A 20663-nucleotide genomic window follows, 5' to 3' on the forward strand; every position below is an offset into this window, starting at 1 on the left:
GGCGGTTCACGGCGACCGAAGGACCAGCGACCTTCCCGGCGAACGCGAGAGATCAACCAGGAAGTTGGGCCACTTCAGGGCACATTTCTACTATCTTCTTCAAGATCACGGGTAGGGTTCCCGGCCCTTGGCCGCGGGTGGCGCGCACGTACGGCGGGGACGGGATCAGCGGTCGGGCTCGGGGTCGGCGAGCCAGGAGATCAGCTCGGTGTTGAACTGGCCGGGGCGTTCCTCGTGGGGGAAGTGCCCGGCGCCCTCGATCAGCCGCCACCGGTACGGCGCGGCGACGAACCGGCCGGAGCCCTGGGCGGTCCGCGGCAGGACGCAGGGGTCGAGCGCGCCGTGCATCTGCAGTGTCGGCGCCTCGATCTCGGTGCGCATCTGCCGGGCGTAGCGGAAGCCGTCCGGGCGGATCTGCGAACGGGCGAACCAGCGGTAGTACTCCAGGGCGCAGTGCGCCACGGTCGGGATCCGCATCGCGTCGCGGTACACGCGGGTGGCCCCGTCGCCCGGCCACTGCGGCCCTGCCCACCTGTCGATGAGCCGTCCCACGGCGGCGCCGCTCCGCCGGGTGAGCTTCCGCTCGGGGAGGAAGGGAAGCTGGAACCCCAGGCCGTAACGGCTGGCCCTGAGCTGCCCGAGCGGGTCGGTGAACAGCGCGGCGCGCATGCGCAGCGGGTGCGGCGCCGACACGGGGACCAGCCGTCGCACCACCTTGGGATCGAGGACGCTCATCGTCCAGCCGAGGAGACCGCCCCAGTCGTGACCCACCACGATCGCGCTCGTCTCGCCGAGCGCCCGCACCAGGCCGGCCGCGTCCACGGCCAGCGTGGGCAGGTCGTAGCCGCGTGGCGGCTTGTCGCTGCCGCCGTAGCCGCGCAGGTCGACGGAGACGGCACGGTAGCCGGCCTCGGCCAGCGCGGGAAGCTGGTGCCGCCAGGTCCACCAGAACTGCGGGAACCCGTGCAGCAGCAGGACCAGCGGCCCGTCTCCGGCCTCCGCCACGTGGAACCGGACGCCGCCCGCGTACACGGCCCGGTGCGTCCAGGGGCCGTCGGCCTCGATCAGTGACTCGTCAGGGGACATCGCGGATGGACTCCCGGTGGGCGCCGACCTGCCCGGCCGTCGGGCCGGTGTAGGGCGGCGGCGCGGGAGCCTCGCCCGCCATGGCGGGGACGGCGGCCGTCTCCGGCATATGTTCCTCCGCCTCCTCGGGGCCCGAGAGGCCACGCAGGCTGCGCATGGTGCGCTTCATCCCGGTCAGCCCCTTGAGCCGGCGATAGCCGACGAAGACCAGCAGCCCGGCCACGAGGAGGTAGAACACGGTGACGATGGTGAACGCGAGCCAGGTGGCCAGGCCGAGCGCCACGAGGCCGTAGGCGATCGCGAACGAGGCCAGGATCAGGCACAGGTGCCCCATGAAGGCCGCGGCGCCGAACATCCCGGCGGCCATCCCGACCCGCTTCGCGTCGAACTTGAGCTCGGCCTTCGCCAGCTCGATCTCCGACCGTACGAGGGTCGAGATGTGATGGCTCGCCTGGGCGACCAGCGCGCCGAGCGATTCGTCCTCGGGCATCAGCGATCTCCTATCTGCGACTATCAAACATCATCTCGTGTCCGTCCGCGCACGCGAACAGGAAGACCCTCACCGGTGGACAACCTCGGCCCGCCGGGCGGGCATGCGGGGACCTGCCCACAGGGGACGGGATTATGACGCCGGAGGCGATCCGGCTCTCCCCGTCATGGCGAGGCACCGCCGGGCCGAGAGAAAGCCGGGCCTGAGCCGGAACGGGGAAGGCGTGGACGCGTCTCGTCCACGCCTTCCGACCGCCCGCGGTCTGGTAGATCAGTCGTCGCTCTTGGCGCTGGGCAGCTTCTCCGCGATGAGGTTCATCACGGAACTGTCGGTGAGCGTGGTGACGTCGCCGAGCGACCGGTTCTCGGCGACGTCGCGCAGCAGGCGGCGCATGATCTTGCCCGAGCGGGTCTTCGGCAGCTCGGGCACCACCAGGATCTGCCGCGGCTTGGCGATCGGGCCGAGCGTCTTCGCCACGTGGGCGCGCAGTTCGGCGGCGATGTCCGCGCTCTCCTCCGCGCCGCCGCGCAGGATGACGAAGGACACGATGGCCTGGCCGGTCACCGGGTCGGTGGCGCCGACCACGGCCGCCTCGGCCACCTTCGGGTGGCTGACGAGCGCGCTCTCGACCTCCGTCGTGGAGATGTTGTGCCCGGAGACGAGCATGACGTCGTCCACCCGGCCGAGCAGCCACAGGTCGCCGTCCTCGTCGCGCTTGGCGCCGTCGCCGGGGAAGTACATCCCCTCGAACCGCGACCAGTAGGTGTCGATGTAGCGCTGGTCGTCGCCCCAGATCGTCCGGAGCATGGCCGGCCAGGGCTCGCGGACCACGAGGAAGCCCCCGCCGCCGTTCGGCACCGACTCGCCCTGGTCGTCGACGACGTCGGCCACGACGCCGGGCAGCGGGCGCATCGCCGCGCCGGGCTTGGCGGCCGTGACGCCCGGCAGCGGGCTGATCATGATGCCGCCCGTCTCGGTCTGCCACCACGTGTCCACGACCGGGCAGCGGTTCGCGCCGATGTGCTCGCGATACCAGACGTACGCCTCGGGGTTGATGGGCTCGCCGACCGAGCCGAGCACGCGCAGGGACGACATGTCGTACTTCGCGGGGATGTCGTCGCCCCACTTCATGAACGTACGGATCGCCGTGGGGGCGGTGTAGAGGATCGTGACCTGGTACTTCTGCACGACCTCCCAGAAGCGGCCCCGGTGCGGGGTGTCCGGGGTGCCCTCGTAGATCACGCTGGTCGCGCCGTTGGCGAGCGGGCCGTACACGATGTAGGAGTGCCCGGTGACCCAGCCGATGTCGGCCGTGCACCAGTAGACGTCGGTCTCCGGCTTGAGGTCGAAGACGGCGTGGTGGGTCCAGGCGACCTGGGTGAGGTAGCCGCCGGTGGTGTGCAGGATGCCCTTGGGCTTACCGGTCGTGCCGCTGGTGTAGAGGATGTAGAGCGGGTCCTCGGCGTCGTGCGGCACCGGCTCGTGCTCGGCGGGCTGACGGTCGACGAGGTCGTGCCACCAGACGTCGCGCTCGTTCACCGCGACGTCCTGCCCGGTCCTGCGTACGACGAGCACGTGCTCGATGCCGGGGCAGTCGGCGACCGCCTCGTCCACGGTCGGCTTGAGCGCGCTGGGGGCGCCGCGGCGGTATCCGCCGTCGGCGGTGATCACGAGCTTGGCGTCGGCGTCGTCGATGCGGCTCTTGAGGGCCGAGGCGGAGAAGCCGCCGAAGACCACCGAGTGGATCGCCCCGATCCGGGCGCAGGCCAGCAGCGCGATCGGCAGCTCGGGGATCATCGGCATGTACACGGCGACCCGGTCGCCCTTGCGCACGCCCAGCTCCTCCAGCGCGTTGGCCGCCTTCGCGACCTCCCTCTGCAGGTCGGCGTAGGTGATCGTACGGGTGTCGCCCTCCGGCTCGCCCTCCCAGTGGTAGGCGACCTTGTCGCCCCGGCCGGCCTCGACGTGACGGTCGACGCAGTTGTAGGCGACGTTCAGTTTGCCGCCGACGAACCACTTGGAGAAGGGCGGCTTCCACTCCAGCGTGGTGTCCCAGCGCTCCGCCCACGTGAGGCGCTCCGCGGCGCGTTCCCAGAAGGCGAGCCGGTCCTGGGCGGCCTCCTCGTAGGCGTCCGCCGTGACGTTGGCGGCCGACGCCAGGTCCGCGGGAGGCTCGAACCGGCGCGTCTCACTCAGCAGGTTCGACAGCGTCTCCTGGGTTTCCTGACCAGGGGTCTCGGTGGCCACTCCGTACTCCTTCACAGCGTCTTCGGGTTGTCTCTCGTTCGGCCGCCTCGGCCAAGCTGGGGTATGTCGTGTCCCACTTCACCAGGCGAGCGGCGTCAAGTACAAGTAATCCGGGCAGGCACGCCGTAGCTCCGCGTTGTCCGTGGTAACAGGGCTATGACCGGCAAACGTAGTGACGGGTGGGAAGCCCGCCGAGATCGCGTACGCGCCCCTGCGGTGAACGGGCGCACCTCCTCGGCGAACGACGTTGACCGGCCGGTATGGTCGAGGGCTGTGAGCGATCCCCTGGCCGTCGTCGCCGGGCTGCCCGGCGTGCCCGAGGCCGTACAGGAGGCCCGGGAGGCCGTCGACCGGCTCTACCGGCACCGGGTGCTGCGGCGGCGCGGTCCCGAGGTCACGGCCGAGTCGGCGCTGCGCGGGGCGCGTGCCTCCGCCGCGCTCGAAGGCGTCGACGTGCCTCTCGAACCGCTGCGCATGGGGGAGGTGGCCGACCCGGTGGCGCAGGGCGCGCTGCGCGCGTCGGCCGAGCTCGGACGGTTGACTCCCACGTGGCGGTCGGCCCCGCGTCAGGTCCTCGCCCGGCTGCACACGCTGGCGGCCGCGGGCCTCACGGCCGACCCCGGCAGGCCGCGTACGGTTCCCACGACCGCCGATCCGCTCGGTCTCGGCCCGGCCCCGGGCCCGGAGGAGACCGCGGCCCGCATGTCGGCGCTGGCCGGGCTGGTGACCGGCTCGTCCGCGGTGCCCGCACTGGTGCTCGCCGCGATCGTGCACGCCGAACTGGTGGTGCTGCGGCCCTTCGGCGTCGCCGACGGCCTGGTCGCCCGTGCCGCCGAACGGCTCACTCTCGTCGGCCTCGGTCTCGATCCCAAGTCGCTGGCCGCCGTCGAGGTGGGACACGCGGATCTGGGCGACGCGTACGCCGAGGGCCTGAGGTCGTACCAGAAGGGGACGGGTGAGGGCGTCGGCGCCTGGATCCGGCACTGCGCCACGGCGGTCGTGCTCGGGGCGCGCGAGACGACGGCGATCTGCGAGGCCATGTCCCGCTGAGCGACCCCTGTTCGGGGGCGTGCGGCATATCCCATATTGCGGGGCTGTGCCGGGGTGTCTGTTCAGGGGCTGTTCCGGGGCGTCCAGCACGCACGATGGTCCGGAGCCGTTCCGGGGTGTCCGGCACGCCCGAAAAGCGGACGGCGTCCCTGGTGTGGAACGCCGTCGCCGGTACACGTCACCGGGCTACCAAGCGTGCACCTCATATTTGTCGGAGCGGGTCAAGCCCGTCTCGACACGCCTCCCGCGGCTGGTCGCGCGTGGGTACCCGATGCGGTACGCGGACCCTCAGGTCCGTAATCCCTTTTTACGTCCGAATCCTGGATATGGAAAGCCCCGAGCGCGGAAGCTTTACCCGAGTCGGCGCGGCATTTATGGCGCTTCATCCTTCTTTAAGCACCTTTGCACTGATTGTGACTGGTGTGAATCATGGGACGTACCAGTGCAAGTGGTGCGATGTGCCCCCTGTCCACCCGTTGCGACCGCGTGCATCCACATGTAACACTGACTCGGAGAAAAAATTTTACTAAAATCGGTGGCGGGCTCGACCTGCCTCTCCCGATCGGGCAGCATACGGTGCGTCTCTCCCCGGAGACGGCATGTGTCACGGAGTGGTGGACCTCTTGCCACGCCACGGCTTCGTGTTTAAAGCTTTTGGAATAACGGCCCGGCTCTACCCCCCCAGAGCCGGACCCACGGCGACCCCCGCTATCCCCCCCGGCGGGGGTCGCCCTTTTTCTCCGATCTTCTCGACCGTCTCCGAGCCTCTCCGGCCGGTCTCCGGGCGCTCTCCTCCGAGGCGTGCCGAGTGGCGACGAGTCCCGGTTTCGTCCACAGGACGGGCGTCGTCCACAGAACGCGGTTCGCGCCCCGCCGGGGTTTCGCTTCTCGCGCATCGTGGTCCTCCCGGACGACAGGGAGACACCGATGCCACGCCCGCTGGCCGTAACCGACGATCAGGACCTGCTCGACGATCTGCTCCGCATCGCCGCCGCGGCGGGCGTCGAGCTGGACGTCGCCCAGGCGGCCGCCCACGCCCGGCCGTACTGGATCCGGGCGCCGCTGGTCGTGGTCGGGGCCGACCTGGCCGACGACCTCGCCGCGACCGGCCCGCCGCCCCGGCCGAACGTGGTCGTTGTCACGCGGACAGCCGGCGATCCCGACATGTGGCGCAGATGCGTGGCCGTGGGCGCGCACACCGTGCTGGAGCTGCCCGAGGCCGAGCGGCTTCTGGTCGAGGAGTTCGGCGACGCGGCCGAGCCCGCGAGCCGGGCCGGGACGGTCGTCTGCGTCGCCGCCGGGAAGGGCGGCGCCGGTGCCACCGTCCTCGCCGCGTCCCTGGCGCTCACGGCGTCGCGGCGCGGGCTCCGCACGCTGCTCGTCGACGCCGACCCGCTCGGCGGCGGCATCGACGTGCTCCTCGGGCAGGAGGAGGCGCAGGGCGCCCGCTGGCCCGACGTCGCCGGGAGGGAGGGCCGGGTGAGCTATGCCGCGCTCCAGGAGGCGTTGCCCACCTTCGGAGAGCTCACCGTGCTTTCGGCGCATCGGGGAGAGCCCGTGCGCATCCCCCGGGAGGCGATGCGCGCCGTGCTCGACGCCGCGCGGCGCGGCTGCGACCTGGTCGTCGTGGACCTGCCACGCCATGTGGGGGAGGGCGAGGCGGAGGCGCTGACCAGGGCCGCGTCGACGATCGTCGTCGTCCCCGCCGATCTCCGCGGAGCGCTCGCCGCCGCCCAGACCGTGACGCTGCTGCGCCCCGGGACCGGTGACCTGCGCCTGGTGATGCGGACCGGATCGCTGGACCCAAAGGTCGTCGCGGCCTCGCTCGCCGTCTCGTGCGCGGGCGTGCTCCCCGAGGTGCGCGGGCTGGCCGAGACCCTGGACCGGGGAGACCCGCCGCCGCTCGGCCGCACCCCTCTTGGGCGCTTCTGCGCGGATCTGCTCGACTCGCTGCCGGGTGGGCTCGATCCTGGCCGGGCCGGGTGGGCGCAGGCGGACGGCCGATGAGCCGCGAGGGCCCGGCGGCCGTGCCCGGCGTGAGCGCCGATCTGGTCGAGGCCGTCCGGGTGCGGCTGTCGCACGCCCACGCCGCGCCCACGGCGGCGCAGGTGGCGGCGGCTCTGCGGGCGGAACGCGCGGTGCTCGGCGACGCTGAGGTGCTCGCCGTCGCACGCATCCTGCGTGCCCATCTCATCGGGGCCGGGCCGCTCGAAGCCCTGCTGGCCGAGCCGGGCGTCACGGACGTGCTGGTCAACGGGCCACGAGAGGTGTGGGTGGACGACGGCGACGGCCTGCGTCGCACGGGCGTGACGTTCTCCGGGGACGACGAGGTGCGCCGGCTCGCCCAGCGCCTGGCCGCGGCGGCCGGACGGCGTCTCGACGACGCCTGCCCCTACGTGGACGCCCGGCTCGCCGGTGGGGTGCGGCTGCACGCGGTGCTGCCCCCGATCGCGGCCGAGGGGACCTGCCTGTCCCTCAGGCTGCCGTCGCGGCGGACGTTCGCGGTGGAGGAACTCGCCGAGGAGGAGGGCGCCGCGGTCCTTCGGGCGATCATGGCGGCACGGCTGGCCTTCCTCGTCACCGGAGGCACCGGAACAGGCAAGACGACCCTGCTCAGCAGCATGCTCTCCCTCGCGGGTCCGGACGAGCGCCTGCTGCTGGTCGAGGACAGCGCGGAACTCCACCCCGCGCACCCCCACGTCGTACGGCTGGAGGCCCGGCCGCCCAACCTGGAGGGCGCGGGCGGGGTCGGGCTGCGCGATCTCGTGCGGCAGGCCCTGCGCATGCGGCCCGACCGCCTGGTTGTGGGCGAGGTGCGCGGGTCCGAGGTCGTCACATTGCTGGGCGCCTTGAACACGGGTCACGAGGGAGGCTGCGGCACGCTGCACGCCAACAACGCCGCGGACGTGCCCGCCCGGCTGGAGGCGCTCGCCTGCGCGGCGGGGCTGTCCCGGGAGGCGGTGCACAGCCAGATCGCCGCCGCCCTCGACCTCGTCGTCCACCTCGTCCGGGATCCGGGCGGCGGACGGCGCCGGGTCGCGGAGATCTGCGTCCTCGAACGCGGGCCGTCCGGCCTGGTCACGGCGGTTCCGGCGCTGGCCTTCGACCCCGGGGGCCGGGTGAGCCGGGGGCCGTCCTTCGGCACGCTGCGCGACCTCTGCCCCGAGCCGGGAGGCCGCCGTGATTCCCGCTGACGGCCGGTTCCTGTCCCTGGGGCTGGTCGCGGTGCTCGCCACGGCGCTCTTCGCCTGGCTGTGGGCCGGGCCGGAGCCCGCGGCGGCGCGGCTGGCCCTGCTCACCGGCTCTCAGCGGGCGACGAGGGTCCCTCTCCGGTTGTGGACGGCACTCGTCAGGCCCCCGCGTCCGGGTGCGACCGCCGCGGCCTGGCGAGCGGCCTCCCTGGAGTTGTGCCAGGGACTCGCGGCCGAACTGGCGGCGGGCCGGCCTCCCGGCGACGCCCTGGTGAGGGCCGTCTCGTCGGTGCGGCCGCCCGATCCCGCGGCGCTCGCCCCGGTGACCGCCGCCGCGCGGGACGGCGGTGACGTCGCGGCCGCACTTCTCGCCGCCGCGCCGGTCCGAGGCGGGGAGGGCCTGATCCGGCTGGCCGCGTGCTGGCGGGTGAGCGTGGCCGCCGGGGGCGGCCTGGCCGCGCTGGTGGAACGGGTGTGCGTGTCCTTGCGCGAGGCGCAGGCGCATCGCGAGGAGGTGGCCGCGCAGCTTTCCGGGCCTCGGGCGACGGCCCGGATGCTGGCGGGCCTGCCCGCGCTCGGGCTGCTGATGGCTGCCGGTCTCGGCATGAACCCTCTGTCGTTCCTGCTCGGAGGCCCGGGTGGGCTCGCCTGCCTGGCCGCCGGGCTCGCCCTGGACGCCACCGGCCTGTGGTGGACCCGCAGGCTCGTCACGCGGGCCGAGGAGCCCCCGGGCTCCGACCCGCGCTGACCGCGAGTCGCGGCCGGGAGCAGTGCGTGGCGGCCCCGCGCCATGGTGTCGAGCGCAGGGTTGCCGAGCGCAGTGGTGCCGAGTGCCGGATACCAGGCGTCGGACACCGGGCGTCGGGAGCGGCTGTCCGGGTGGCGGAAGGCCGGCGACGTATGCCGCTGACGGAGGGGTGTGTCGATGATCTGCGTGCTGGCCGGGATCTTGACGATGCTGGCAGTGCTGGCGTGGCCCGCTCGACCTTCGGTGGCAGGGCGTCTCGCCGCCATGACGTCACCGCGTACCGGCGGGGAGGCGGGAGCGGCGGGGCGTCCGGCCGTCCGCGAGAGCCCGTCCCGGCGGGGAGCGGCCGTCGCGCTGCCTGTCGGGTTCGCGCTCTTCCTCCTGGTCGGAGGGGTGGCAGGCCTGGTGGCAGGAGCGGCGGCGGCCTCGGTCGTCTTCGTCGCCGTCCGCCGGCGGGAGCCCGCCGAGGTCAGGCGGCGACGGGCCCGCATGGAGGTCGATCTCCCGTTCGCCGTCGAACTCATGGTCGCCTGCCTGCGGGCAGGGCAGCCGATGAGCGGGGCGGTGGAGACCACCGCCGCCGCGATGCCTGGCCCGGTGGGTGAGCGGCTGACCTTGGTGGGCGCTCAGATGCGTCTCGGCGCCGCCCCGGAGGACGCCTGGGCCGCGCTTTCGGCCGAACCCTCGCTCGCCGCCCTGTCCAGGGCCATGGTCCGTGCCGCGCGGAGCGGTGCGCCCGTGGCCGACGTCCTCACCAGGCTCGCCGACGACGCGCGCCGTACGGCCAGGGCGACGGCATCGGCGGCGGCACGACGGGTGGGAGTCCACGCCGTGGCGCCGCTCGGGCTCTGCTTCCTCCCGGCCTTCGTCTTCCTCGGAGTCATCCCCATGGTCGCGGGCCTGGCGGGTCAGATCCTCCTGCCGTGAACAGCCTGTGGACATCGTCATCCACACCTGTGGACGGTGTGGGGTGCGACGGCCCGACGAGACCCTCATGACCAGCGTTGTCGGCGGGAAAGAGGGCTGGCGGCCTCTGTGGAGAACCGCAACCGCGGGAGCGTTGTCCACAGAACCGCGTTCGGCCTGAACGTCGTCATCCGTCCTGCCGCAACCTGGCCTCGACGCGGGCGGAGCAGCCGCCCCACACGGGTCAGGAGGACCGATGAGCAGGCACGCGGCGACCGGCCGGACGAGCCGGACGAGCCGGACGGGCTGGACCGGCCGGACGAGCCGGACGGGCTGGACGAGCCGGATGGGCAGGATGAGCCGGATTGGCGGCGGACCCCGGCGGCGGTCGGCAGAGGTGGTGGGCCGGCACCGGGCACGCGCAGGGCGGTGGACGACGCTCGGCGAGGCCGTACGGCGGATGCTGAACCTCGCCTGTGGGCAAGTGGCGGGGCTCGTTGGCCCGGTCGTCGTCTCGGCCATGTCGTCCGGGCCGAAGCGAGGATGGGCGGGGGTGTGGCGAGCCGCCGGAAGGGGCAGGAGCCGGGCGCGGAAGCTCGGCATCCAGTGGGTGGTGCAGGCCGGGACGAGGGCAGACGCGGGCATGTCCACCGCCGAGTACGCCGTCGGGACGATCGCCGCCTGCGGCTTCGCCGCGCTGCTCTACAAGATCGTCACCAGTGCGGAGGTGCGGTCCATGCTGGCCGCGCTGATCCAGAAGGCTTTGAAGCTGGCCGCCTGAGATGCCCGAGACGATGCGTCGGCGAGCGCCGCGCTGGCGAGCGCGGGGGTCGGTGACGGCGGAGACCGCTGTCGCGCTTCCGGCACTGGTTCTGGTCCTGACCGCCTCCCTGTGGGCGGTGGCGGCCACGGGCGCCCAACTGCGATGCGTGGACGCGGCCCGGGCGGGTGCCCGGGCCGCTGCCCGGGGTGAGGCGCCGGAGCAGGTACGCGCGGTTGTCCTGCGACTGGCTCCGGCGGACGCCACCGTGTCCGTCGGCACGGGAACCGGCACTGTCCGGGTCGAGGTGACCGCGACCGTCCGGCCGTTGTGGAGATCGTTCCTGCCCCCGGTCCGCCTCAGGGCGAGCGCCGTCTCCGACACCGAACCCGGAGTTCCCCCGCCCGCCCCGCTCGCGTCCGCGCGGTTCATGCGGCCTCCGCCCGGATCGCTCATGCCCGCGCCGCCGGTTCCGCCGGCCGTGTCCACAGCGCCGTCCGCACCGGCACCGTCCGCACCGGCACCGTCCGCACCGGCGACGTCCACAGCGGGGACGAGAGGGGAGCGAGCCGCCGCCGGCCCGGACGAAGCGCGCGGTCCGGATGGTCGCCGAGGTGGCGGGTTCTCGCGCCGCCTTGACGATGCCCAGATGGAGGAGCGCCGATGAGGGGCTCGCCCACCGGTCTGGACATGGCCCGTCCCGCCCGGGAGCGGGGTTCGGCGACCATCTGGTCGGTCACCTTGACGGCCGTTGTCTGGCTGGCGGCGATGGTCGTCGTGCAGGTCGGCGTCGCGCGTGTCGCCCGGCATCGGGCGCAGAGCGCCGCGGACCTCGCCGCGCTCGGCGCCGCCCGCTGGGCGCTCGCGGCGCCGGGGGAGGCGTGTGCCCGGGCAAAGGTGATCACGGCGGCCAACCGCGCGTCCCTGCGGTCCTGCTCCGTCTCCGAGGGCGTCGCGGAGGTCACGGTGGCCGTACCGTTCGAGGTGCCGCTCCTCGGCGCCGTGACGGCTGTCGCGTCCGCGTCGGCCGGCCCGGCCGGTGCGAGGGCATGAAGTGAGAACGGGTGTCCGTGGTCAGGTGGCACGTCGCCGTCGACGACGGTGGTGCCCGGCGTTATAGGCCCAGCCCGTCACACGGCCACAGCGAATCGAGGCGTTGGCCGGCGGCGTTCTCGGCGAACGACATGCGGCGCTTTTCAGATCTTCCGCGATGTGAAACTACTTGTGTCGCAATAGAATCACATCTTCTTAGACATAACGTCCAAGAGAGGGCGGCTGTCGTAAAGTGCCCCGTACTCTCAGTCGCCCTACGCCTTCGGGCGAGGCCGGGGTGGACGGGTTCTCCACGAAGGGATGCGTCGTGACCAGGGTTTCCAGGCTTGGTACCGCGGCGATGATCGTTCCGATCGCGGTGGCGTCCGCTCTGTTGGTGGGCGCCGCCCCGGCGGCGGCGGACGGCGAGATCCTGTCGCCCGCGAACGGTCAGGTGATCAAGGCGCCCGGCGCGGTGGCCGTGTCCGCCAAGACGGACTGGTACCAGGTCAAGATGTCCTTGTTCGTCGAGGGCCCCTCCGTGTCCCGGCAGGAGATCGCTTCCGGGGGAGCGAACCAGACGATCAGCGGATCGTTCGACCCGGGTGACGCCCCCAACGGCACCTTCACTGTGACCCTTCTCGGCGAGGTCACGCAAAAGACCTACGCCACCTCGACCTTCGTCCTCAGCCGTCCGCCGGAGGCTCCCTCCGGCGTCAAAGCGAAACTGAAGAACGCCACGACGGTTCTCGTCAGCTGGGCGCGGGGCAGCGAGCCCGACCTCCAGAAGTACGAGATCACCTCGGCGAAGGCCGGGAAGTCCGGTTCCGTGGCTCTCGACTCCGCCTGCCCCGGCTCCTCCTGCCAGGCGAGCCTCACGCTCCCGGCCGCGATGGCCGGGCAGAAGGTGGACGTCAGCGTGCGGGCGGTGCGCGCGGACGGCGTCGGCGGCACCATCGCCTCTTCCCCCTCCGCCCTCGCGTATGTGACGGTTCCGGCGCCGAAGGCCTCGGCGAGTCCCTCTGCCACGCCGTCGCCGTCGAAGAGGAGTGATCACTCGGCGGTCACGTCACCTGCCGCGAAGACTCCCAAGACCCACCCTCCGACCACGCTGCCGAACCCGGAGCCCGAGCTGCCGAAGGACGCGGACAGCGAGCTCACCCTGCCGGAAGCGACCGGCGGAAGCGATCAGACCGAGCCGGTCCTGGTGCCGGAGCAGACCGAGGCGCCGAAGACGACCGCCCAGTCGTCCTTCCTGCCGCTCAGCGGCGGTCTCGGCTTCGGCGTCTACGTGGCGATCGCCGTCGTCCTGCTGCTCATCGGCGCGAATCTGGGGGCCTGGCTGCGCCGCAAAGGCGTGACCGGCGACACCGCGGGAGACGGAGAACCCGCCGATTCCCGGCCGAAGCCCGTCATCGGCAGATCCGGAGCCGGGACCGCGGATGCCGCGAACGCCGGTGACGCCGCGACGGCCGGTGGCGTCACCACGGCGAAGAGCCGTGGAAACGCGCCCGCCCGCCGTCCTGCCGTGATCCTGGCGACGCCTAAGAACCGCGGAGACCGACCGGAGGCGGAGGCCGACACCCAGTCAGACCTGGACGCGGTCCACGCGCCGGACACCAGCGACGAGATCACGCCGCCCGGACAGGACCCCGCCACGTCCTCGGCCGAGGACAAGCCGGAGCAGAAGCTGGAGAGCGGGCCGGAGACGGAGCACCGAAAGCCGGGTGACGGGCGCGCGACCCCCGCTCGCGTACCGGTCGAGCAGGTCCCGCTGGTCCCGGCCGGGACGGCGTTTCCAGCAGGGACGGTGGTTCCGGCCGGGACGATGGCGGCGGGCGCGATGGTGAGCGGGCAGTTTCCGGACCGGCCTCTGCGCCAGCCCGAGCCCGACGTGTGGACCGACGAGGACGACGATCCCTACTCCGGCCGCCACCGCGACCTCTGACCGCCGCCGGAGCCGTGAACATCAGGAGCCGAGGAGCACGTCGAGGAGGCGGATGGCGCCCGCCTTGTCGAGCGGTTCGTTGCCGTTGCCGCACTTCGGGGACTGGATGCAGGACGGGCAGCCGCGGTCGCACTCGCAGGAGGCGATCGCCTCACGCGTCGCCGTCAGCCATTCGGACGCCCGGGCGTACCCTCGCTCGGCGAACCCCGCGCCTCCGTCGTGGCCGTCGTAGACGAAGACGGTGAGCAGGCCGGTGTCGGGGTGGAGCTCCGTGGACACGCCGCCGATGTCCCAGCGGTCGCAGGTCGCGAAGAGGGGGAGGAGACCGATGGCGGCGTGTTCGGCCGCGTGCGCGGCCCCGCCGAGATCCACCGAGTGCCCGGCCGGGGCGCTTCCGGCGTCCGCCGAGCGTGCTGCGGACCGCCTCCCGGGGTCCGTCGGGGGCTCTGCGGACCGCGTCCCGGCGTCCGTCGGGGGCTCTGCGGACCGCGTCCCGGGGTCCGCCGGGGGCCCTGCGGACCGCGTCCCGGCGTCCGCCGTACGCTCCGCTTCTCCGGGGTCCGCCGGTGCTCCAGGATCAACCGGTGCTCCGGGGTTCGCCGGGCGGGCTTCCCCGCGCAGGCCGGCGAGGGCGGGGTCGGGCAGCGTCCACCAGACCGCGCGGGTGCACAGCGTGCGGGGCGGAAGGTCGAGCGGCTCCTCCCCGAGCACCTCACCGGTCTGGGTGCGGCGCTTCAGGTACGAGACGACCTGCCGGGTGACCTCCACGGACCCGAAGTGCAGGGTGCCGGGGCCGAGGTCCCTCGAACGCAGCGACTCGATCACCCGGATGTCGGTGACGTCCCGCGCGAAGGTCGCGTAGTCCGGTTCCGCGGCGGTGACCAGGGCGACTCCGGCGTCGAGGTCGAGTGCGTCGACCACGAACGTCTCGCTCTGGTGCAGGTAGACGGCGCCCGGATGGACCATCGTGTGCGACGACGGCTCGTCGACCGTGCCCAGCAGGCGGCCCGTCGACGCCTCCACGACCTGGACCGGTGCGCCGCCAGAGCCCCGGATGTCCGCGAGATCGGCCGCGTTGTCCCGGCTCGTCCAGAACCAGCCGGCGGGCCTTCTGCGGAGCAGTCCCTGGTTCACGAGGTCGTCCAGCGCGTCCCGCGCCGAAGGGCCGAAGATCTCCAGGTCCTGCTCGCCGAGCGGGATCTCCGCGGCGGCGGCGCACAGGTGCGGAGCCAGCACGTACGGATTGTCCGGATCGAGGACGATGGCCTCCACCGGGCGCCCGAACACCGCCTCGGGATGGTGGACGATGTAGGTGTCCAGGGGGTCGTCCCGGGCGATCAGGACCGCCAGCGCGTCCTGCCCGTCGCGCCCGGCCCGGCCCGCCTGCTGCCAGAGCGAGGCGCGCGTCCCCGGCCATCCCGCGATGAGCACCGCGTCGAGCCCCGACACGTCGACGCCGAGTTCGAGCGCGTTGGTGGTGGCCAGGCCGGTCAGCTCTCCCGACCGCAGGGCCTTCTCCAGCACCCGCCGGTCGTCGGCCAGGTAGCCCGCCCGGTAGGCCGCCACCCGGTCGGCCAGCCTGGCCCTCCGGCGGGAGGCCACCGGGACGCTCTCCGCCTCCGCTTCCGCCTCGGCCGCCTCCGCCTCCGCCGTGGCCGCGGCTTCGCCGGGCTCGTCCCGCATCGGGGACTCCCACGGATGGTCCTCCCCGTACGGCGGATCGGCGTCGAGGGCCGCCTCGACCTCCTCCAGCGTGTGCCGCGCGGACAGGGCCACGGCTTCGGCGGCGCGGCGGGAGCGGACGAAGGCGAGCGTGCGGACGTCCTCGATCACGAGGTCGGCCAGGAGGTCGGCGGCCTCGGCCGTGGCCGTACGTCGGACCGGGGCGCCGCTCTCCCCGCGTAGATCGGTCAGGGGCGGCTCCCACAGGGCGAAGGTGGTCGAACCCCTCGGCGACGCGTCCGTGGTCACCTCGGCCATCTCAAGGCCGGTCAGGCGCATTCCCGCGGCGGCGGGGTCGCTCGCGGTGGCCGACGCCAGCAGGAACACCGGGGAGGCGCCGTACTTGGCCGAGACTCGGCGCAGCCGGCGCAGGATCTGGGCGACGTGCGAGCCGAAGACCCCCCGGTAGCCGTGGCACTCGTCCACCACCACCAGGCGCAGCCGCCGCCAGAAGGACGACCAGGACGCGTGCCTCGGCAGGATCGACCGGTGCAGCATGTCGGGATTGGTCAGCACGTAGTTGGCGTTCTGCCGGACCCACCGGCGCTCCTCCGGCGGGGTGTCCCCGTCGTACGTCGCGGCGCGCACCTGCGTCAGCCGTAACCTCCGCAACGACCGCAGCTGGTCGGCGGCGAGCGCCTTGGTGGGGGTGAGGTACAGCACGGTGCCGCCGGAGAAGATCTCCGCGACGGCCGGGACGACGTACGCCAGCGATTTTCCGGAGGCGGTCCCTGTGGCAATGATCACGTTTTGGCCACGTTTAACCAGCTCGGCGGCGTGAAGCTGATGTTCCCACAGCCCTTCGACCCCCTGGAGGCCCAGTCGTGCGACCAGGAGATCGGGGGCCCAGTCGGGCCATCTTGCCTCACCCGCGTGACGTGCTGGAACATGCTCCACATGGGTTACGCGCCCCCGGCGTGCGGGAACCGCGAGCAGACGGGTGAGAAGGTCGCCTGTTCGGGCAGAGGACGAAGAAGTCGGAGTCACTGGTTTCCAGTTTGGCATCTGCGGGGAGAGTCGCCCGGAGTCGTGATTTCGTATAGACACGGAGTCGTAGCGTGGTTGAATGCCGCGCGTCGGGGTCGTGCTTCTGGACTACCAGGATGCAGGACCCGTATCGAGACCTACGCAAGTAAGGCGCTGGAGGATCTGTGGATCTGAAGTTGGACCACCATTCCGAGGACAATCTCACCATCGTGGATGTCGAGGGTGAGATCGACGTCTACACCGCGCCCAGACTGCGTGAGCTGCTGATCGACCTGGTCAACAAGGGCAACTTCCACCTGCTCGTCAACATGGAGAAGGTGGACTTCCTCGACTCGACGGGCCTTGGCGTGCTGGTCGGCGGGCTCAAGCGCGTGCGGGCGCATGACGGCTCCCTGGAGCTCGTCTGCACACAGGAGCGCATTCTGAAGATCTTCCGGATCACGGGCTTGACGAAGGTCTTCGGGATCTACGCCTCGGTCGAGGAGGCCAAGGAAGCCCACGGCCGGGACAAGTGACGGCCGGGGACCCAGCACCATGGCCACCGTCGAGCTGACGTTCACCGCCCTGCCCGCCCATGTGCGTACGGCCAGGCTGGTCGCCACGGCCATCGCCAGACGCACCGGGGTGGCGGAGGCGATCCTGGACGAGGTGCGGCTCGCCGTCGGAGAGGCGTGCTCGCGGGCTGTGGAGGCGCACCGCCTCCACTGCCCCGGGGAGCCCGTACGCATCGAGTTACGTGACGACGCGGGGCGTTTTGAGGTGACGGTCACCGACGCCGCTCCGGGCGACGACGTGATGCCTCAGGTCCTGGAGGCGAACGGCAGCCTCATGCCCGAGATCGACAATCTGGGCATCGCGGTCATCGCGGGGCTGGCGGACGACGTCGAGGTGCTGCCCGGGCCGAAGGGCATGCGCATCCGCATGAGCTGGCCCGCCTCCACCAACGGTCTCGCCGCCTTCTGACTCCCGCGCTACGGCTCCGGCTCTCCGGCTCCGCGCGCCGACCACCGCACAGATCGAGTGTCGCCCCCCGGCGTGACACTCGATCTTTTGGTATGTCCGGGGGCCCCGCACCGTCCGCGGAGCGCGATGGCAGAGGTTAAGGTTGTCCGAAATCCAAAGCAAGGATGTGCCACAACCAGGAGAGCGGCACCGGACATGATCCTGACCGCGCTGGTCAAAGCACCTTCATAGTGGTGCAAATGTTGGCCCATCATCCGACGCTGCCCTGATTCCCGGGCACGAGGGCCTTCATATCCGCGGCGTCGCTGCGTAGACTCCCGGCACCGGCCAAGGTATTGCGGATGCAACCGGAAGCGGCACTTGCCAACCGCCCGGATAGTGCGCCGCACGGCCAGAGGGTTCGTCCGTAGCGTCGTCCGGGCAGGAGGACCGAAACCCCGTCTGGCCGAGGAGGACGGATGTCTGCCTATCACGCCGCTGGCGAAAGCGCAGCGGTAGCTTTGAACGGTTCCCATCTCACCCTTGTGATCGTCGTCGCCGTCGTGGCGCTGCTCGCTCTGGCCGTCGCGGGCGGACTGGTACGCGAGGTGCTCGCCGCCGGGCAGGGCACCGAGCGGATGCAGAACATCGCGCGGGCGGTGCAGGAAGGCGCCGCGGCCTATCTCACGCGGCAGTTCCGGACGCTCGCGATATTCGTCGTCATCATTCCGTTCCTGCTTCTGCTGCTTCCGGCCGGTTCGACCGGCGAGCGGATCGGCCGATCGGTGTTCTTCGTCGTCGGCGCGGTGTTCTCCGCCCTGACGGGATTCATCGGCATGTGGCTCGCCGTACGCGGGAACGTCCGCGTCGCGTCCGCCGCCCGGGAGTCGGGCGAGCGGGTCGCGATGCGGATCGCCTTCCGCACCGGCGGCGTCGCGGGCATGTTCACGGTCGGCCTGGGCCTGCTGGGCGCCGCGATCGTCGTGCTCGTCTACAAGGGCGACGCGCCGAACGTCCTGGAGGGCTTCGGCTTCGGCGCCGCGCTGCTCGCGATGTTCATGCGGGTCGGCGGCGGCATCTTCACCAAGGCGGCCGACGTCGGCGCCGACCTGGTCGGAAAGGTCGAGCAGGGCATCCCCGAGGACGACCCGCGCAACGCGGCCACCATCGCCGACAACGTCGGCGACAACGTCGGCGACTGCGCCGGCATGGCGGCCGACCTGTTCGAGTCGTACGCCGTCACCCTGGTCGCCAGCCTGATCCTGGGCCGGGCCGCCTTCGGCACCGAGGGCCTGGTCTTCCCGCTGATCGTCCCCATGATCGGTGTGATCACCGCGGTCATCGGCATCTTCACCACCGCCCCCCGCGCCAGCGACCGCTCCGGGATGTCCGCCATCAACCGCGGCTTCTTCATCTCGGCCGCGATCTCGGCCGTGCTGGTGGCCGCGGCGGCGTTCGCGTACCTGCCGTCGAGCTTCGCCGACCTGTCCGGCGCGTCGCCGGACGTCGCAGCGCTCACCGCCGACCCGCGGCTGATCGCCATCGGCGCGGTGCTCGTCGGCCTGGTCCTGGCCAGCGCCATCCAGATCCTCACGGGCTACTTCACCGAGACCAACCGCCGCCCGGTCCGGGAGATCGGCGAGAGCTCGCTCACCGGCCCGGCCACGGTCATCCTGTCCGGCATCTCGGTCGGCCTGGAGTCGGCGGTCTACTCGGCGCTGCTGATCGGCGGCGCGGTCTACGGCGCCTTCCTGCTCGGCTTCGGCAACGTGACCGTGGCGCTGTTCGCCGTGGCCCTCGCCGGCACCGGGCTGCTGACCACGGTCGGCGTGATCGTGTCCATGGACACCTTCGGCCCGGTCTCCGACAACGCGCAGGGCATCGCCGAGATGTCGGGCGACGTCGAGGGCGAGGGCGCCCGCGTGCTCACCTCCCTGGACGCGGTCGGCAACACCACCAAGGCCATCACCAAGGGCATCGCGATCGCGACCGCCGTGCTCGCGGCGACCGCGTTGTTCGGGTCGTTCCGTACGGCGGTCGAAGGTGAGCTGGCCAAGGCGTCGGCGGGGGTGAAGAACGCCCTGGGCTCGTTCGCGGACTTCAGCCTCTCGGTGGACGCCCCGAACGTGCTGGTCGGCCTCATCGTCGGCGCGGCCGTGGTGTTCCTGTTCTCCGGTCTCGCGATCAGCGCCGTCGGCCGCGCCGCCGGCCGGGTCGTCTACGAGGTGCGCGAGCAGTTCCGCACCAAGCCGGGGATCATGGACGGCAGCGAGCTGCCGGACTACGGCCGGGTGGTGGACATCTGCACCCGTGACTCGCTGCGCGAGCTCGCGACGCCCGGCCTGCTGGCCGTGCTGACCCCGATCGCGGTCGGTTTCGCGCTCGGGTACGCGCCGCTCGGCGCCTACCTCGCCGGCGCCATCGCGTCCGGCACGCTCATGGCGGTGTTCCTGGCCAACTCCGGCGGCGCCTGGGACAATGCCAAGAAGCTGGTCGAGGACGGCCACCACGGCGGCAAGGGCTCCGAGGCACACGCCGCCACCGTCATCGGCGACACCGTCGGCGACCCCTTCAAGGACACCGCCGGCCCGGCCATCAACCCGCTGATCAAGGTGATGAACCTGGTCGCACTGCTGATCGCCCCGGCCGTCGTCACGTACGCCGACAACGTGACGGTGCGCGTCGTCGCGACGGTCGCCGCGGTGGCGGTCGTCGTGGGCGCCGTGGTCGTCTCCAAGCGCCGGGCGACGACCATCGCCCCGTCCGGCGAGGCCGACGCGGCCGCCCGCGCGAGCGAGCCCGTCGCGCACTGACGGCCCGTACGCCGCGCTCGTCCGAAGGTCCCCTGCTTGGTCAAGCGGGGGACCTTCGTCCGTACACTGGGCCGTTATGGACAAGCCGAACGGGGGCAGGACGCTGGCGCTGATCCTGCTGACCATGGTGGCGATGCTCGCCCTGATCGTGGGCCTCGCCGTCTGGGCGATGCCGTGAGCGACGCAGCGAGCGATGCCCTGGGCGATGTGGTGAACGATGCCGTGAACCTCCGCACGCTGGTCGTGGTCCGGCACGCCCAGGCGGGTCACGCGCCCGGTCTCCCCGACAGCGAACGTCCCCTCACCCCCAGGGGCGAGCGGGACGCCCGGGCGGCCGGCGAGGAGATCCGGCGGCTCGCCCCCGCGCTCGTCCTGTGCTCGCCCTCGGTCCGCACCCGCAGGACGGCCGAACTGCTCGCGCCCGGCGTCCCGGCCGAGATCGAGCGGGACATCTACGAGGCCTTCCCCGACGACCTGCTCGACGTGCTGCGCCGTACGGACGCCGAGATCGCGTCTCTCGTGCTCGTCGGCCACAACCCGGGCGTCCACGAACTGGTCGCGGCGCTGACCGGCGCCCGGCTCGACGGCTTCCCGACCTGCGCGTACGCGGTGATCGAGCTCGGCGTGCCGTGGGAGGAGGCCGGGCCGGAGACGGGACGGCTGATCCGCGTCGGCCGCCCCTGAAGCGGAGCGGCCCCCGGCCCCGAAGCGGAGCGGCCCCCGGCCCTGAAGCGGAGCGGC

17 protein-coding genes are annotated in these 20663 nt (G+C 72.2%); 13 read left to right on the top strand and 4 right to left on the bottom strand.

Annotation, left to right across the window (positions count from 1 at the left end; genetic code table 11):
- Positions 1-165 precede the first annotated feature (165 nt).
- The 3 genes from F5972_RS22830 to acs all read right to left on the bottom strand — a co-directional run bounded on the left by F5972_RS22830 (position 166) and on the right by acs (position 3823).
- The gene (locus tag F5972_RS22830; RefSeq protein WP_150935693.1) at positions 166-1086 is read right to left on the bottom strand and encodes an alpha/beta fold hydrolase; all 921 of its coding nucleotides are present in this window, start codon (positions 1084-1086) and stop codon (positions 166-168) included.
- Positions 1076-1576: a phage holin family protein gene (locus tag F5972_RS22835; RefSeq protein WP_150935696.1), complete on the bottom strand. Its 501-nt coding sequence runs from the start codon at positions 1574-1576 to the stop codon at positions 1076-1078. The genes F5972_RS22830 and F5972_RS22835 overlap by 11 nt, the downstream gene beginning before the upstream one ends.
- 270 nt (positions 1577-1846) lie before the next feature.
- Positions 1847-3823, bottom strand: coding sequence for an acetate--CoA ligase (gene acs, locus F5972_RS22840; protein WP_150935698.1), 1977 nt, complete (start codon positions 3821-3823; stop codon positions 1847-1849).
- 273 nt (positions 3824-4096) lie between these two features.
- Here acs and F5972_RS22845 point away from each other — a divergent pair, with 273 nt between their 5' ends.
- The 9 genes from F5972_RS22845 (at position 4097) to F5972_RS37425 (ending at position 13458) form a co-directional block, all read left to right on the top strand.
- On the top strand, positions 4097-4873 hold the full coding sequence (locus tag F5972_RS22845) for a Fic family protein (protein ID WP_225311753.1): 777 nt from the start codon (positions 4097-4099) through the stop codon (positions 4871-4873).
- Between the two features lie 927 nt (positions 4874-5800).
- A complete protein-coding gene (gene ssd / locus F5972_RS22850) occupies positions 5801-6880 on the top strand; it encodes a septum site-determining protein Ssd (RefSeq protein ID WP_150935704.1) in 1080 nt (359 codons plus the stop codon).
- Entirely contained in the window at positions 6877-8067 is a 1191-nt protein-coding gene (locus tag F5972_RS22855) for a TadA family conjugal transfer-associated ATPase (RefSeq protein ID WP_150935706.1), read from the top strand. Before ssd ends, F5972_RS22855 begins: the two co-directional genes overlap by 4 nt.
- Positions 8054-8812 carry a type II secretion system F family protein gene (locus F5972_RS22860; RefSeq protein ID WP_225311754.1) on the top strand — a complete coding sequence of 253 codons (759 nt, stop codon included), beginning with the start codon at positions 8054-8056 and terminating at the stop codon, positions 8810-8812. Before F5972_RS22855 ends, F5972_RS22860 begins: the two co-directional genes overlap by 14 nt.
- A gap of 264 nt (positions 8813-9076) precedes the next feature.
- The gene (locus F5972_RS22865) at positions 9077-9739 is read left to right on the top strand and encodes a type II secretion system F family protein (protein ID WP_150935710.1); all 663 of its coding nucleotides are present in this window, start codon (positions 9077-9079) and stop codon (positions 9737-9739) included.
- Between the two features lie 235 nt (positions 9740-9974).
- Complete coding sequence (locus F5972_RS39200) at positions 9975-10499, top strand: DUF4244 domain-containing protein (protein ID WP_318527623.1); 525 nt, start codon at positions 9975-9977, stop codon at positions 10497-10499.
- Between the two features lie 13 nt (positions 10500-10512).
- Positions 10513-11145, top strand: a complete 633-nt coding sequence (locus F5972_RS22880; protein WP_150935712.1) for a TadE family type IV pilus minor pilin — start codon at positions 10513-10515, stop codon at positions 11143-11145.
- Positions 11142-11531 carry an Rv3654c family TadE-like protein gene (locus F5972_RS22885; protein ID WP_150935714.1) on the top strand — a complete coding sequence of 130 codons (390 nt, stop codon included), beginning with the start codon at positions 11142-11144 and terminating at the stop codon, positions 11529-11531. Before F5972_RS22880 ends, F5972_RS22885 begins: the two co-directional genes overlap by 4 nt.
- Before the next feature lie 340 nt (positions 11532-11871).
- Entirely contained in the window at positions 11872-13458 is a 1587-nt protein-coding gene (locus F5972_RS37425) for a fibronectin type III domain-containing protein (RefSeq protein WP_191910274.1), read from the top strand.
- Between the two features lie 21 nt (positions 13459-13479).
- On the opposite strand, the gene F5972_RS38300 is transcribed toward F5972_RS37425, so the two are convergent.
- Positions 13480-15927: a DEAD/DEAH box helicase gene (locus F5972_RS38300; RefSeq protein WP_263641854.1), complete on the bottom strand. Its 2448-nt coding sequence runs from the start codon at positions 15925-15927 to the stop codon at positions 13480-13482.
- Positions 15928-16331: 404 nt separating this feature from the next.
- On the opposite strand from F5972_RS38300, the gene F5972_RS22915 reads away from it, so the two are divergent.
- The 4 genes from F5972_RS22915 (at position 16332) to F5972_RS22930 (ending at position 20606) form a co-directional block, all read left to right on the top strand.
- Entirely contained in the window at positions 16332-16682 is a 351-nt protein-coding gene (locus tag F5972_RS22915; protein ID WP_030506779.1) for an STAS domain-containing protein, read from the top strand.
- Between the two features lie 19 nt (positions 16683-16701).
- Entirely contained in the window at positions 16702-17130 is a 429-nt protein-coding gene (locus F5972_RS22920) for an ATP-binding protein (RefSeq protein WP_150935716.1), read from the top strand.
- 458 nt (positions 17131-17588) lie between these two features.
- Positions 17589-19922 (top strand): sodium-translocating pyrophosphatase, encoded by a 2334-nt coding sequence (locus tag F5972_RS22925; protein ID WP_150935718.1) that lies wholly within the window; start codon positions 17589-17591, stop codon positions 19920-19922.
- A gap of 174 nt (positions 19923-20096) precedes the next feature.
- Positions 20097-20606, top strand: coding sequence for a SixA phosphatase family protein (locus F5972_RS22930; RefSeq protein ID WP_225311756.1), 510 nt, complete (start codon positions 20097-20099; stop codon positions 20604-20606).
- The last annotated feature ends 57 nt before the right edge of the window (positions 20607-20663 follow it).

Source organism: Microbispora cellulosiformans, assembly GCF_008728085.1.
Classification (GTDB): Bacteria; Actinomycetota; Actinomycetes; order Streptosporangiales; family Streptosporangiaceae; genus Microbispora; species Microbispora amethystogenes.

What these genes read in the sequence shown, in the direction of transcription:
- F5972_RS22920 (WP_150935716.1), top strand. Translation starts at nt 16,702, where the DNA reads ATGGCCACCGTCGAGCTGACGTTCACCGCCCTGCCCGCCCATGTGCGT.
- F5972_RS22835 (WP_150935696.1), bottom strand. Translation starts at nt 1,576, where the DNA reads ATGCCCGAGGACGAATCGCTCGGCGCGCTGGTCGCCCAGGCGAGCCAT.
- F5972_RS22925 (WP_150935718.1), top strand. Translation starts at nt 17,589, where the DNA reads ATGTCTGCCTATCACGCCGCTGGCGAAAGCGCAGCGGTAGCTTTGAAC.
- F5972_RS39200 (WP_318527623.1), top strand. Translation starts at nt 9,975, where the DNA reads ATGAGCAGGCACGCGGCGACCGGCCGGACGAGCCGGACGAGCCGGACG.
- F5972_RS22865 (WP_150935710.1), top strand. Translation starts at nt 9,077, where the DNA reads ATGACGTCACCGCGTACCGGCGGGGAGGCGGGAGCGGCGGGGCGTCCG.
- F5972_RS22855 (WP_150935706.1), top strand. Translation starts at nt 6,877, where the DNA reads ATGAGCCGCGAGGGCCCGGCGGCCGTGCCCGGCGTGAGCGCCGATCTG.
- F5972_RS37425 (WP_191910274.1), top strand. Translation starts at nt 11,872, where the DNA reads ATGATCGTTCCGATCGCGGTGGCGTCCGCTCTGTTGGTGGGCGCCGCC.
- F5972_RS22885 (WP_150935714.1), top strand. Translation starts at nt 11,142, where the DNA reads ATGAGGGGCTCGCCCACCGGTCTGGACATGGCCCGTCCCGCCCGGGAG.
- ssd (WP_150935704.1), top strand. Translation starts at nt 5,801, where the DNA reads ATGCCACGCCCGCTGGCCGTAACCGACGATCAGGACCTGCTCGACGAT.
- F5972_RS22830 (WP_150935693.1), bottom strand. Translation starts at nt 1,086, where the DNA reads ATGTCCCCTGACGAGTCACTGATCGAGGCCGACGGCCCCTGGACGCAC.
- F5972_RS22880 (WP_150935712.1), top strand. Translation starts at nt 10,513, where the DNA reads ATGCGTCGGCGAGCGCCGCGCTGGCGAGCGCGGGGGTCGGTGACGGCG.